Annotated in this window: 15 protein-coding genes and 1 other RNA gene; 4 read left to right on the plus strand and 12 right to left on the minus strand. The window is 38.1% G+C overall.

Annotated features, from left to right (window positions below; translation table 11 throughout):
• Positions 1-26 precede the first annotated feature (26 nt).
• From WKH56_RS10935 to WKH56_RS10945, 3 genes are read left to right on the plus strand one after another with little or no spacing between them, the layout of a single operon-like run.
• Positions 27-1274, plus strand: a complete 1248-nt coding sequence (locus tag WKH56_RS10935; protein ID WP_310884278.1) for an ABC transporter substrate-binding protein — start codon at positions 27-29, stop codon at positions 1272-1274.
• Complete coding sequence (locus tag WKH56_RS10940) at positions 1258-2211, plus strand: carbohydrate ABC transporter permease (protein WP_310884277.1); 954 nt, start codon at positions 1258-1260, stop codon at positions 2209-2211. The genes WKH56_RS10935 and WKH56_RS10940 overlap by 17 nt, the downstream gene beginning before the upstream one ends.
• 14 nt (positions 2212-2225) lie before the next feature.
• Positions 2226-3038, plus strand: a complete 813-nt coding sequence (locus WKH56_RS10945; RefSeq protein WP_310884276.1) for a carbohydrate ABC transporter permease — start codon at positions 2226-2228, stop codon at positions 3036-3038.
• Between the two features lie 34 nt (positions 3039-3072).
• Here WKH56_RS10945 and WKH56_RS10950 read toward each other — a convergent pair whose 3' ends face one another.
• Entirely contained in the window at positions 3073-3567 is a 495-nt protein-coding gene (locus tag WKH56_RS10950) for a hypothetical protein (RefSeq protein ID WP_221831814.1), read from the minus strand.
• A gap of 159 nt (positions 3568-3726) precedes the next feature.
• On the opposite strand from WKH56_RS10950, the gene WKH56_RS10955 reads away from it, so the two are divergent.
• The gene (locus WKH56_RS10955) at positions 3727-3855 is read left to right on the plus strand and encodes a hypothetical protein (protein ID WP_013056148.1); all 129 of its coding nucleotides are present in this window, start codon (positions 3727-3729) and stop codon (positions 3853-3855) included.
• A gap of 44 nt (positions 3856-3899) precedes the next feature.
• Here the strand turns inward: WKH56_RS10955 and WKH56_RS10960 are convergent, their stop codons facing one another.
• The 11 genes from WKH56_RS10960 to WKH56_RS11010 form a co-directional block, all read right to left on the minus strand.
• The gene (locus WKH56_RS10960; RefSeq protein WP_168760484.1) at positions 3900-5045 is read right to left on the minus strand and encodes a THUMP domain-containing class I SAM-dependent RNA methyltransferase; all 1146 of its coding nucleotides are present in this window, start codon (positions 5043-5045) and stop codon (positions 3900-3902) included.
• Between the two features lie 209 nt (positions 5046-5254).
• Entirely contained in the window at positions 5255-6922 is a 1668-nt protein-coding gene (locus tag WKH56_RS10965) for a glycoside hydrolase family 13 protein (protein WP_028414051.1), read from the minus strand.
• A gap of 132 nt (positions 6923-7054) precedes the next feature.
• Positions 7055-7681, minus strand: coding sequence for a response regulator (locus tag WKH56_RS10970; protein WP_028414052.1), 627 nt, complete (start codon positions 7679-7681; stop codon positions 7055-7057).
• On the minus strand, positions 7674-8720 hold the full coding sequence (locus WKH56_RS10975) for a sensor histidine kinase (protein WP_048018493.1): 1047 nt from the start codon (positions 8718-8720) through the stop codon (positions 7674-7676). Before WKH56_RS10975 ends, WKH56_RS10970 begins: the two co-directional genes overlap by 8 nt.
• Positions 8717-9445, minus strand: a complete 729-nt coding sequence (liaF, locus tag WKH56_RS10980) for a cell wall-active antibiotics response protein LiaF (RefSeq protein ID WP_028414054.1) — start codon at positions 9443-9445, stop codon at positions 8717-8719. The genes WKH56_RS10975 and liaF overlap by 4 nt, the downstream gene beginning before the upstream one ends.
• Positions 9446-9580: 135 nt before the next feature.
• Entirely contained in the window at positions 9581-10207 is a 627-nt protein-coding gene (locus WKH56_RS10985) for a PspA/IM30 family protein (protein WP_048018491.1), read from the minus strand.
• Positions 10208-10243: 36 nt separating this feature from the next.
• Complete coding sequence (locus WKH56_RS10990) at positions 10244-10588, minus strand: lmo0954 family membrane protein (protein WP_028414056.1); 345 nt, start codon at positions 10586-10588, stop codon at positions 10244-10246.
• Positions 10589-10835: 247 nt separating this feature from the next.
• Positions 10836-11224, minus strand: an RNA gene (gene rnpB, locus WKH56_RS10995) — RNase P RNA component class B.
• A 63-nt stretch (positions 11225-11287) separates the two neighbouring features.
• The gene (gene gpsB / locus WKH56_RS11000) at positions 11288-11620 is read right to left on the minus strand and encodes a cell division regulator GpsB (RefSeq protein ID WP_013056140.1); all 333 of its coding nucleotides are present in this window, start codon (positions 11618-11620) and stop codon (positions 11288-11290) included.
• Between the two features lie 104 nt (positions 11621-11724).
• Entirely contained in the window at positions 11725-12276 is a 552-nt protein-coding gene (locus tag WKH56_RS11005) for an SLOG family protein (protein ID WP_028414057.1), read from the minus strand.
• 63 nt (positions 12277-12339) lie between these two features.
• Positions 12340-12831: a spore coat protein gene (locus WKH56_RS11010; RefSeq protein ID WP_033578437.1), complete on the minus strand. Its 492-nt coding sequence runs from the start codon at positions 12829-12831 to the stop codon at positions 12340-12342.
• Positions 12832-12989 lie beyond the last annotated feature (158 nt).

The raw sequence follows: 12989 nt of genomic DNA on the forward strand, positions 1-12989 counted from the left end.
AGAATTCTATAAATGGGGGAACTAAAATGAAAAAATTATTAATTCTGTTAGCAATGCTCACCGTGATCATCGCCGGCTGCGGCAAAAACAGTTCAACAAGCGGCGACAGCAGCGATTCTTCAAAAAAAGTAACCATTAACTTTACGCATTGGCGAGGAGAAGATACGAAAGCCTTTGATTCTATCATTGAGCAATTTGAAAAGAAAAACCCAAATATTCATGTAGAGATGACCGTCTTTCCTTCGGATTCATATCAATCACAAATTCAAGGATCTCTACTATCTGGAGAAGGCATCGATGTATTTGCTAGTTTTCCAGGAAGTCAATTTGAAACGATTCGCAAAGCAAACGGTTTTGCAAAGCTGGACGACCAAAACTTACTCAGCAAATTTGACGAAAAGCTAATCCAAGCGGGTAAAGCGGATAATACGCAATATGCTCTTCCTTATCAGCTAGTCTATAACATCCCTGTCTATAACAAAGGCATTTTTGAAAAACTAAATTTAGATGTTCCTAAAGACTGGAATAGCTTTTTAAAAACAGCTGAAACATTAAAGAAAAATGGTTACACGCCGATTTTATTTTCAGGAGACGTAAGTCCTTCTCAATTTATTAACCCAATGATTATGAATAACGAACCTACAAATAACGCCCTTCACGAAGTAGAAACGGGCAAGCGCAAGCTAACTGATGAATGGTTTATCAAAACCCTATCTCAAATTAAAGAATTAAATGATAAAGGTTACTTCCAAAAAGATGCTCTTGGTACGAAAAAAGAAAGTGCTGCAGCACTTTTTGCTCAGGAAAAAGGCGCAATGCTTGCTCAAGGTTCTTATATGATGGCTACAGTCAAACAGCAAAATCCAAAGATTGATCAAGGTTTGCTTGCACCGATTACAGTGGATCAAGATAAAGCCAAATACGAAGGTGTTCATACCACAACATTCTTATTAGGTGTTGCTGAAAAATCAAAACACAAAGAAGCTGCTAAGAAATTTTTAACTTTCCTTGCAGATCCAAAGATTTCTTCTGAGTATGCAAATGCTACTGGCCAGTTATTAACGATCAAAGACGTGAAATATGATTCACCTGAACTCAAAGAAAGCGCAAAGTGGAAAGACAAAAAAACGGTCTTCCAACCTCGATTTACCATTTTAAATGAGCGCGTATCAAAAGCTGTTGAAACATCTGTACAGGACGTACTATCCGGTATGTCAGCGAAAAAAGCTGCTGAAAAAGCACAAGGAGAGGTAGAACGTGTCGCTAAAAACTAATACGTCTATTCAAGAGGAAGAAAAGAGAACCCCTTCGTTCTCTTTTCCTCTCTTTTCATTTAAAAATATCTCTAAAAGCAGGCATCTATGGTTGTTTTTTCTTCCTGGTTTTGTCATATATACGGTTTTCTTTGCATTGCCAACGCTTTCTGCTTTATTTTTAAGTACAACTGATTGGAATGGATTGGCTTCTCAGTTCTCATTTGTAGGGTTTCAAAACTTCAAAGAAATTTTAACAAACGATGCTATTTTTACACAGTCTCTTACAAACAACTTAAAGTTCACAATTGGCGTGCTGATCTTTCAAACGTTATTGAGCTTGGGATTTGCACTCTTACTTTATAGAAATTCTGCATGGAATACATTTTATCGCTCACTCTTTTTTGTACCGACGATTATTTCGTCCGTGTCGATTGCGTTCACGTGGAACTTTATGTATGACCCCAACATTGGAGGAGTTAACCTATTTTTAAGTAAAATAGGCCTTGAGCATTGGACACAGTCTTGGATCGGAAATGGACATATCGCCATTTACAGCTTGGCTTTTGTACAATTTTGGGCACATACTGGTCAAATGCTTATTATTTTTGTAGCTGGAATTCAAGCTATTCCCAGTGAGTTATATGAAGCTGCTAGTATTGATGGAGCAACACGATGGCAAAAATTCAAGCGCATTACGTGGCCTCTTTTAGCTCCAGCTACGACAATGGTTGTGGCTTATACGACCATACAAAGTTTTAAAGCATTTGATTTAATCATTGCAATGACAAATGGAGGTCCCTCCAACTCAACTGAAATTCTTTCGACACTTCTTTATCACGAAGCTTTTATTAATTTTCGTTTTGGCTATGCCTCTGCCATTTCCGTTGTATTTATGATTGTGATTGCTCTTTTAACGTTTCTTCAATTTCGTGTACTTCGCCTGACCAAAATGTAAAAGGAGATTCTTTTATGAAACAAAATCCATTCAGACATGTGATTTTAGGGATATACGGTTTAATCATTCTGTTGCCCTTAAGCTTGGTTTTATTAACAACCTTTAAAACAACGCCTGAACTTTACAGCAACCCAATTGGATTACCAGCAGGCTGGAATATTGAAAATTATAAACAGCTGCTCGTCAATGAACCCATCTTGGGCTATATTAAAAACAGCGTGATTGTTACCGTCTTTAGCACGTTTTTTATTCTATGGTTTTCAAGCATGATTGCTTACGCTATTATTCAGCTACCTCAAAAGCTTGGATGGATTGTATACGGCTTTTTTGTTTGCGGAATGATTGTCCCTACTCAAGTCAATATGATTCCTGTCTTTTTGCTGATGAATAAGCTTGGACTGGTCAATACGCTAACAGGGGTCATTATCGTCTCCATAAGTTTTTTGCTTCCTATCGGTGTGTTTATTATAACGGGGTTTATGAAAACTTTGCCAAAGGAACTATTCGAAGCCGCTCGCATGGACGGGGCGTCAGAGTGGAAAATATATTCAAAAATCGCTCTTCGACTCTCCATACCTTCAATGGCTACAGTAGGAATTTTTTCATTTGTGATCGTGTGGAATGATCTGTTATTCCCTTTGCTGTTGTTAAAATCTAAAGAAGTAAAAACGCTGCCTATTGCATTATTGGACTTTCAAGGGGAATTTCTAACCAATTACCCTATGCTGTTTTCAGCAGTCGTTCTTTCTTCTATTCCATTATTGATTGCGTACGTGTTTTTGCAAAAGCATTTCATTTCAGGAATGACCTCTGGAGCATTAAAATAGCAGGCAAGAAAATCACGCTTCCCTGCCTGCCCCTTTATTCTATAGGATTATTTTTTAAAGCACGCTGAGGTTTCGGTTTCTCTACTATTAGGTGTTGGTAAACGTACATTAAAGCAGCTTTTAATAGAAAGATACCTAGCAAATGGTACTCTTTAAATGTGCCTACCCTAAAAAGCTTTGCACGGCTCATAGCTCGTTGAAAAGGATAAACAAAAAATGTATCTACGATTGCATTTAATAACATATACCTTCCAAAATGGCCATATGTGAACTTTTTAATCCATAAAGAACCTGCTAAAAATGGACCTAAAAGTAAAGCAGCTTCACCTGTTAAATATGGATGAGGAGGATTAGGGAATATCCACCACTTCTTTTTTTCAGCAATATAGCTTTCAACCATAATTAAAAAGGAAATAAACATAGTAGATGATAAATAGCGCTTAATATGCTGTCGTCCTACAAAAGGGATGGTTAACCATGAAAGAAGCATCATCCCGCCAAAAACCCGTGCTGATCGATTTTTTCTCATTTTATCACCTCTTAGGTTTTAGTATGAGATTTCCCTTTCGTAAATATGTTAGAAATAAGCTAATCATTTCTCGTTTTAAGCCTGCTATTGAAAAGAAATGAATACATATATTGCCCTGCTACTCGCCCATACTATAAAAAAACATAATGGGGTGAGTACATGCATGATTATTATGACGGACTATATAAATACCTGCTTAATGCTACGTTTTGGTTTATTTTATTAATTGTCGTGCTCGGGATAGGCATGTTTGGAATGCTAGCTTATCGCGGTTTAAAAAAGAAATAAATACAAAAAGCCAAGCTGTTTTTACACCGCTTGGCTTTTTGTATTTATTGATCGTTGCGTGGAGGACGAGGTCCCCAGTACTGATAGTAGTCTGTTTTAATAAATCCGTTAAACAATTTGCGTTTTCTCGTCGCTTTTTTACCGTAGTACTGTTCAAACTGTTCATGAGATGTAAGCATATAAATCGACCACGTATCAAGCTTAGAAAACGCTTCGCCCATTTCAGCATACATTTTTTCAACAGAAGGACGATCGCTTAAACGTTCGCCGTACGGAGGGTTACCAATAATGATTCCATATTCTTTCGGCGTCGTAAAATCGCGCACTTGCATTTGCTTAAATTGAATTAAATCTCCAAGTCCAGCTTCAAATGCATTTTGCTCCGCTACTTTTACCATACGATGGTCAATATCATGACCAGCAATATCTAGCACTTGGTCATAGTTCGCTAAGTCTTCTGCTTCTTCGCGCGCTTTGTCCCAAATGCTTGCTGACATCCACGGCCACTCTTCTGATAAGAAGTCACGATTAAATCCTGGTGCAATATTTTGACCGATAAGCGCTGCTTCGATAGCAATTGTACCAGAACCGCAGAAAACATCGACAAACGGACGATTCGCATTCCACGGCGTTAGCATAATTAAAGCAGCTGCCAGCGTTTCTTTTAAAGGAGCTTCCCCTTGTCCTACGCGGTAACCGCGCTTATGAAGTCCTGCACCGCTTGCGTCAATTGTTAATGTAGCAACATCTTTTAATAACGCTACTTCAATTTTAAACGTTGACCCCGTTTCTTCGAGCCAGCCTGTTGTTTTGTTATAATGTTTTTTCATGCTGTCAACAATTGCTTTTTTTACAATGCTTTGACAATCTGATACGCTGAACAATTTAGATTTAACTGATTTTCCCGATACAGGAAACTGTGCATCTACGGGCAAATAATCTCCCCAATTTAATGCTTTTGTTTGTTCAAAAAGCTCATCAAACGTACGAGCTTTGAACTGTCCAACCTGTACTTTAATTCGATCTGCTGTACGAAGCCATAAATTGCATCGAGCAATTGCAAGCTCGTCTCCTTCAAAGATAACCTTGCCATTATCTACTTCACATTCATATCCTAAAGCACGCACTTCTTTAGCGACTAGTGCTTCAATTCCCATTGCTGCTGTTGCAATAATTTTATATTTCGCCATTTTTCAACCTCATTTTGTTTCTAATTATCTACACTAAGTGTAAAAGTACCATATACATGCGCCGTAGTCAAAGCTTTCTCCGTCTTTTTATCAAAATGCAGAAACTGCTCGCTCTTGGTAGAGCCAGCAGTTTCTTTACATATGTCGCATATAGATTTGTTTTTAAAAGCTTTCCATTTTAAAATTGCGCAATCGGTTGCTCAACTTGTTTATGAAAGTAAGTATACACGTGTTTCATATGGGTGCAGCGTACATTGTTCAAGCGTTTCGTTTTTATCCAACGGATAATTATGAATCAGCACTTCTATGTTTGTAAATGAGCTCTCTGAAGGAAACTCGAACGTTTGATTATTCGGTGACATATTACAAATAACAACAGCAGTTTTACCTTCTAATGTTCGCGTATACGCGTAAATAGCGGAATCTTCTTCTGCCAACAGCTTATAAGTTCCATACACCAGCACATCATGCTGTTTTCTAATTTTAATGAGCTGTTTGTAAAAATTCAGTACCGAATTCTTATCACTTTTCTGCTCTTCTACGTTAATGTCTACGTAATTTGGGTTCACTTTCATCCAGGGGTTTCCGGTAGAAAATCCTGCATTTTTTTCTGTATTCCACTGCATTGGCGTCCTTGAGTTATCGCGGCCTGTTTCCCAAATAACTTTCATAATCTCGTCATGTGAATCGCCTTTTTCACGCTGAATACGGTAGTAGTTAATCATCCCAACATCATCATAATCATCAATAGAATCAAATTTAACATTGGTCATTCCAAGTTCTTGTCCTTGATAAATAAACGGTGTTCCTTTCATTAAAAAGTATAGTGCAGCTAAGCACTTTGCACTTTCCACTCGGTAAGCTGTGCTGCCGAATTTATTTACAGAACGAATTTGGTCATGATTTTCTAAATATAAAGCGTTCCAGCCGTTAATTTTTTCTAAACCATTTTGCCAATTAGTTAAAATTGTTTTTAACTCGATTAAATCAAGCGGTTTTTCTTCTCCTTTATCCCACAGTCCCATATGCTCGAACTGAAAAATCATATTGAAGTTTCCGCCATCTTCAGCTACCCACTCATCTGCGCTGTCCGATGTTACACCATTTGCCTCTCCAACCGTCATAATATCGTATTTGGCAAACGTTTTTTCTTTTAGCTCTTTTAAATGTTCTTGAATTCCCGGTCGATTCATATGCCCTTCAAACGATGGCACATAATCTAGCTTTTCAGGGTTCGGCAGATCTGGGAAGCCGGCCACCTTCTTAATATGCGAAATAGCATCTACACGAAAGCCGTCAATTCCTTTATCTAACCACCAGTTAACCATTTCATAAAGCTCATGACGTACTTTTTCGTTTTCCCAGTTTAAATCGGGCTGTTTTTTAGAAAATACGTGCATGTAATATTCTTTTGTCTTTTCGTCGAACTCCCAAGCTGATCCGCTAAAAATAGATTCCCAGTTGTTTGGCTCTTTTCCATCTTTACCTTCGTGCCAGATATAATAATCACGATATGGATTCTCTTTAGCAGACCTAGATTCTAAAAACCAAGGATGTTCATCTGAAGTATGGTTAATAACTAAATCCATAATCAGCTTCATTCCGCGATGGTGAACTTCATCTAACAGCTCATCAAAGTCTTCCATTGTTCCAAAATCTTTCATAATATCTTTATAATCACTGATATCGTAGCCATTATCGTCGTTAGGAGACTGATAAATCGGGCAAATCCAAATGACATCAATTCCAAGATCAGATAAATAGTCTAATTTTGAAATAACCCCTTGAATGTCACCAATTCCGTCGCCGTTTGAATCCATGAAGCTTCGCGGATAGATTTGATACGCAACAGCTTCTTTCCACCATTTCTTTTCCATGTGCTCAACCCCTCAAAATAGTGCTTTTACGTAAGCGTTCACCTTTACGCATATCGCTATTTTATAATGAATACATGCAAAAAAATAGGTTTTTCACAAAAAAAATCGTTATTCTCTTTTGAATAACGATTCTCACTGCGCTAATTTGTGTTTAAAGGCATAAATGACGGCTTGAGTTCGGTCCTGCACATCCAGCTTACTTAATAAATTGCTCACATGTGTTTTTACCGTCTTTAGCGCAATAAATAATTCGTCCGCAATCTCTTGATTTGTTTTACCCTGTGTCATTAAAAGTAAAATTTCCATTTCACGAGCTGTGAGTTCTTCATGAGGTAAAGACGGCTTTCTCATTTTAGACATCATTTTACCGGTTACTTCAGGCTCTAATACAGATTCTCCCTCATATGTACGGCGAATAGCAGCTGCAATTTCTCCTGCTTTAGACGTTTTTAATAAGTAGCTTGTTGCCCCTGCCTCTAGAGCGGGATATACTTTTTCGTCATCTAGAAAGCTAGTGACAATAATTACTTTTGCTTCCGGCCACTGCTTAATGAGCTGTTTTGTTGCTTCAATCCCGTCCATTTCTTCCATGACTAAATCCATTAAAATAATATCCGGGCGCAGCTGAAGCCCTAATTCAACGGCCTGTTGGCCATTGGCTGCTTCAGCTATTACATGAATGTCTGTTTGAGCCGACAAATACGCTCCTACGCCAATACGAACCATTTCATGGTCATCTACTAACAGTACATTAATCATTTTGCTTCTCCTCTCTTTCTACTAACGGTACTTTTACTTCTAGCTTTGTTCCTTTGTCGGGCAAACTAATAATTTTTAATAGGCCTCCAATTTCAACTGCGCGTTCATACATATTTTGCAGACCGTACGATCCGACTTTCTCCTTTTCTACATCAAAACCAACTCCGTTATCCACAATACGTAAAATAATGGAAAAGTCACGTTTGATCAGCAGCACGTCTAAAGCTGTTGCATTTGCATGACGCAGCGTATTTGATACGGATTCTTGCAAAATTCTAAACAAGTGGTCTTCAATGCCTTTATCAAGTTCAAACCCTTCTATTTTCCAATTTAATTCAAGCGGTACTTTTTGAGCAAGCTCATTCATCAGTTCTTTCATTCCCGCCTGTAGCGATTTTCCTTTTAATGCTGCAGGACGAAGATGAAGAAGCAAAGCCCTCATTTCAAGCTGTGATTGATTAATCATTTTTTCAACCATCTTTAATTGGTTAGCTTCAGAGTCTTGTAGCGTAAGATTGGATTCCGTAATAGCAGACATAAGCATCGAAGCGGCAAATAGCTGCTGACTAACGGAGTCATGCAGTTCTCTAGCAAGCCGATTTCGTTCTTGAGAAACAATTTCTTGCACTTGCTTTTGCTGATTTTCCACTTTTTCCGTTGCCATCTTTTGAGATTGCTGCGCTTGAAAAATCATTTTATGATCTACTTTGTTTAAACGGCTTATAATTCGAGACGTCTCTTGAATAAGCGGTTCATTTGCCGACATATGCCGGTGGCCATTTTCTATTTCATATAATCGGTTTTCAACATATGTCCACTGCTGTCTCCACATAAACCCCATGATTCCTCCAATCACGCTTCCAATCGTAAGGCTTAAACTGAAGGAAAACAGCACAAAAGGCATGCCAAATACGCTCGTTTTCCATAAGTCGCTAAGTTGAAAAACAGGATATGCCAAAAACACGGTAAGGAGCACGGATACAAATACAAAAAAACTTAAGAAAATCCCCCACAATAACTGCCGTTGAAGAATACTCATATCCTTTGCACCTCTAAATCTCCAATCACAACAGTTGTAACAATCTTCACCCTATGAGCAGATTGATCAAATTCCTCTGTTTTGATAGACAAATTTTCATTGAACGAAAAGCCGCGCTGATGGCCAAAAACCGTTACGTTTCCTGCTAGTTTAGAATGATTCACAGATACTTCTGTTTCGTAAGGAATGAGCACTTTAATATTTCCAAACACTTGACGAATAAAGATAACCGCATCGCCTTTTGGCAGAACAGTATTGCTTAAATCAATCACAATGTCTCCCCATACGCTTTGAATATTAATATCATCCCATTCGTATACGGAGTCTTCGGTTCTTTGACTACCAAGAAGTTTATTCGTCAAAACCGGCCGGACCTGCACCAAACTTTGGTTTGGCTGCTGTGTCAACTCGTCAGTTGGTCTAAATTCAACCGGATGCTTTCGTAATTGAATAAATCTAAGTAAAAAGTACAGGAAAAGAGCAATAACTAAAAACTTAAAGGCAACCGTATTAAATATATTCAACACAAGCCCAATAACGCCAATCCAAAATAACATACGCCCTAATTTTCTTCTCATTTTTTTTCGCCCAATATACATGAACGCACCGGCAATTAATACAGAAAAGATCAAGCCGCTGTGAAAAAACATAATTTCAATAAACAGGACAAATAAGCTGCAAATAAAAATGAACATAAGAGATTCTGTTTTGTTTACGCTTTGCACAGCTCCCTCTCCTTTCTCCTCGTAGATGACATAGCGTTCTTTGGATGCTGCAGATATCTATTCTCTCACCTTAAAAAGACGCAGAAACCTACGCCTTTTTTAGAATACCATGTTTTATGCAGGAACACTGATTTTTTACGATGATTTTACTCTTTTTTCTAATTCAGCAATCTTGCTGTCTACCGTTTGTCTGTAGTAATTTGTATTAATTTGATTTTCAAGCTGGTCAATATAGGTTTCCATTTCGTCAAACTGACTGTAGGACGCATAAGATGCTTCCGTTTTCATTACTGAATTCATACGATGGTGCGCACGGGCAATATTTTCGCGCCCCATTAGTTCCATACGGCGAATATGCATATCTTTTACCTTGTGCTTCATTTCTTCATACTTTTGTTCAAGCTCTTCTAACTGCTTGGATGCATCTTCATAAGATTCTTTTACACGCTTTGCTCTCTCTTCGTAGTGAGCATGCTCTTTTACAATAAATTCATGTAATTCTGCTTCTTCAGCTGCTTGCGCCACTTGTGCTTGCTCATGACGTTTTTTCATCATGTCAAGTGCCAGATGGTATTCGCGATTAAACTGCTCTTTTAACGTGTGCTGCCGCTCAACAAGCTGCCTTACCTTTTCAGTCTCCTGCTCGCATTGGCGCAAATAGTGATTTAACGCAGCAATTGGATTTTTTTGTTCTTTGTGATCAAGTAATTGATGAAGGTCTGCAGAAATCGTTTCTTTCATTCGAGTAAATAAGTTTCTCATTTTGTTCATCTCCTTAGATAATAAAGTGAAATTTTATTATTTTTGATTTAAGTCAGCCCACTGACGTTCAAAGTGCTTAAACGGATCTTCTTTTTCCATTTTTATAGGCCTGCTGCTGTTCCACTTTTTATATACAATGTAAAGTACTACTGCTGCGATGATACCAGCAAGGGCCGGAAGGTTTGAAACGGTTGTTAAGAGTACGACGACACCAATAAACCCCCAGAACCATTTTTTAAAGGGGGTCTCTGCTTTAACAAACCCTTTAAATGCTACGTACAAAATAACCAAGCCAAGCGCAAGTCCTACCATGGGGCCAGCATTTGCAAGAAGAACGATAGCAGCTACCGCTCCAATCAAAAACAAACCAACTTTTTTCATTTTGTTTCCTCCTTTCGCTTCTCTATATACTTAGTTTAAGGATGATAACGTTTTTTCAAAACGAGCTAGAGCTTTATTTTCTCCTAAGACCTGAGGCTGACAACAAGCTCAGCCTGATTGTACAAAAAAATGACAGCTTATGATAAGCTGTCATTTTGACATAAAAAAAGCTCTTCCGTTATATGAAGAGCTGGGTTGGATTAAAATATAGTGTATAACAACTATTGTCGATTGCTTTTCAATAACGTTCTGTAAGCCATGTTTTGTACCATTGTACTGCAAGCGGCTAGCTACCTCGTACTCCGGTGGCAATTATCTATCTACAAAATGTAACCATTTTGTCCTTCCTTCCGTTCAGTTCCTTCCAGAAAGTTCCCCTACCATTATTTGGGTTTCTCGCTCGAGGGGTTTACCTCGTTCCACTCTTATCATTTCTGATAAGACTTCGTCACTGTGGCACTTTCAGAGTAGTCAAGCCATATCTTAAAAAGACTTAGGCTTTTTCCCCGCCGTTAGCTTTTAACAGCTACCCTAGCTTATGACTTCGCTAGGCACGAACACTACAGACATCGCAGTCTGTGCGAGCATGGACTTTCCTCTACATCCTCATATGTGATGCAGCAATTACCCGAACGTTATTGATAACGACTTTCCTTAGTATAATAAAAATAGGAGTTGAATGCAACTCCTATTTTTAGGTTATTCGTATAATTTACTTCCAAACACATGTTTTTCTAAGTTTGACAAACGTTTTAAAATATCAAAGTTTGTCGTACCCGCTTGCTGCTGCTGTTGAGCCGGCGGCGGGGTAAACGAAGGTTGTTGCGGCTTTTTAGATAACTCTTCTACTTGCTTTTTTAAGCGTAAATTTTCAGTTTGTAATGCTTCAATTTCTTCATGAAATGCTTCATAATCTTTAATAACAGAATCTAGATACTTATCTACTTCCTCTTGATTATAGCCTCTCATGCCTGTTTTAAATTCTTTTTCTAAAATTTCTTTGGCCGTTAAACGAATTTTATCAGCTAACATCTCTATCACCTCGAATACGATAAACCTTATCTTTATTATAATTCATTTTTTCAAAAATAGCTTCAAATGTCAATTTATCTTTTAAAATGTTTCGTCAAGTGGCGTTAAAAAGACGAAAATTTTTCTTCATCCACGATATCTTGTAAGTCGTGAGACGTCACCATTATAATAGGGTATTCTTCTCGTTCAGCACGCTTTTTAGCCGTTTCTAACATATATTTAGGACTTCCTTCGTGCTCTTCGTCGTAAACTAAACAAATACCTTCACTTTTTTCTACTAAAAATTGATTTTTCAACCGAAACTGTGCTGGACTTTCATATTTCTTTTTTGTGATGCTATCTACATAATCTGCTTGACTTAAGACGAATTCATACAATTCTTTATTGACGTCATTCCATTTTTCTTCCTGCTCCAAAAATGGTGTTAAAACAGCTAACTGAAGCTCGGGATAATCGAGCTGCAGATCAAATACCACTTCTGCTGCCCAAATCTCTACTCCTAGCTGGCCACTAATCAATACCCATTCTAATCCATCTTCTACTAATTCCTGTAATTTTTTATAGAGCGCTTTTTTTATGTATGTAATGCCTTGATGTTTTTCATTAAAAATTCCAAGTTCGAATGGCTTATAACCAGTAACCGTTAGCACCTTCATTATATAACTCCTTTGTAACAAAATAGAATAGGAACTGATGTAATCAGCTCCTATTAACGTACATTATCTAAAATACCCTGAATTAGGTCCTTGATGCGCGCCTTTTGTATGACAGCTTCCTTGGCCGCAACCTTTGTGTCCAGGATAACTAGCGCCTGCTACTTGACCTGGGTAACCTCCTTGGCCTGGAAAACCAGCTCCACCTACTTGACCTGGGTAGCCTCCTTGGCCTGGATAACTAGCACCTGCTACTTGACCTGGGTAACCAGCACCTGCTACTTGACCTGGGTAGCCTCCCATTTGACCTGGATAGCCTGCTCCACCTACTTGAGTTGGATATTGTTGCGCACCGCCAAAAAACTGTTGATTTGAAGTTTCATTTACAACAGATTGTGTTTGCGGGAAGTAATGCACGTGCTTCACGTTTGTATGGTTCACCAATGTATTATGACTTGGATGAATGTGAGGTACAACTACCTCCTGAGAAGTAAACTGTGTGCAGCATTTTGTTGGATGCACAATTGGTGGCATACATTTTGTTGGTCTTGGATACATATCCTTTTTCCCCTTTCACTGTTTAGTTATTACACTATTACAATATGTGAAGGGCAGTGTACATGTACTAAGACAAACACCTATTTTTGGCCTACATAAAGGAGTTATACGAATTTTTCAAACTGCTTAAGACAATTACTGTTAAACAAATTAATGCG

The organism is Priestia sp. SB1, from assembly GCF_038898415.1.

What these genes read in the sequence shown, in the direction of transcription:
- WKH56_RS10935 (WP_310884278.1), top strand. Translation starts at nt 27, where the DNA reads ATGAAAAAATTATTAATTCTGTTAGCAATGCTCACCGTGATCATCGCC.
- WKH56_RS10945 (WP_310884276.1), top strand. Translation starts at nt 2,226, where the DNA reads ATGAAACAAAATCCATTCAGACATGTGATTTTAGGGATATACGGTTTA.
- WKH56_RS10950 (WP_221831814.1), bottom strand. Translation starts at nt 3,567, where the DNA reads ATGAGAAAAAATCGATCAGCACGGGTTTTTGGCGGGATGATGCTTCTT.
- WKH56_RS10955 (WP_013056148.1), top strand. Translation starts at nt 3,727, where the DNA reads ATGCATGATTATTATGACGGACTATATAAATACCTGCTTAATGCTACG.
- WKH56_RS10960 (WP_168760484.1), bottom strand. Translation starts at nt 5,045, where the DNA reads ATGGCGAAATATAAAATTATTGCAACAGCAGCAATGGGAATTGAAGCA.
- WKH56_RS10965 (WP_028414051.1), bottom strand. Translation starts at nt 6,922, where the DNA reads ATGGAAAAGAAATGGTGGAAAGAAGCTGTTGCGTATCAAATCTATCCG.
- WKH56_RS10970 (WP_028414052.1), bottom strand. Translation starts at nt 7,681, where the DNA reads ATGATTAATGTACTGTTAGTAGATGACCATGAAATGGTTCGTATTGGC.
- WKH56_RS10975 (WP_048018493.1), bottom strand. Translation starts at nt 8,720, where the DNA reads ATGAGTATTCTTCAACGGCAGTTATTGTGGGGGATTTTCTTAAGTTTT.
- WKH56_RS10985 (WP_048018491.1), bottom strand. Translation starts at nt 10,207, where the DNA reads ATGAGAAACTTATTTACTCGAATGAAAGAAACGATTTCTGCAGACCTT.
- WKH56_RS10990 (WP_028414056.1), bottom strand. Translation starts at nt 10,588, where the DNA reads ATGAAAAAAGTTGGTTTGTTTTTGATTGGAGCGGTAGCTGCTATCGTT.
- gpsB (WP_013056140.1), bottom strand. Translation starts at nt 11,620, where the DNA reads ATGTTAGCTGATAAAATTCGTTTAACGGCCAAAGAAATTTTAGAAAAA.
- WKH56_RS11005 (WP_028414057.1), bottom strand. Translation starts at nt 12,276, where the DNA reads ATGAAGGTGCTAACGGTTACTGGTTATAAGCCATTCGAACTTGGAATT.
- WKH56_RS11010 (WP_033578437.1), bottom strand. Translation starts at nt 12,831, where the DNA reads ATGTATCCAAGACCAACAAAATGTATGCCACCAATTGTGCATCCAACA.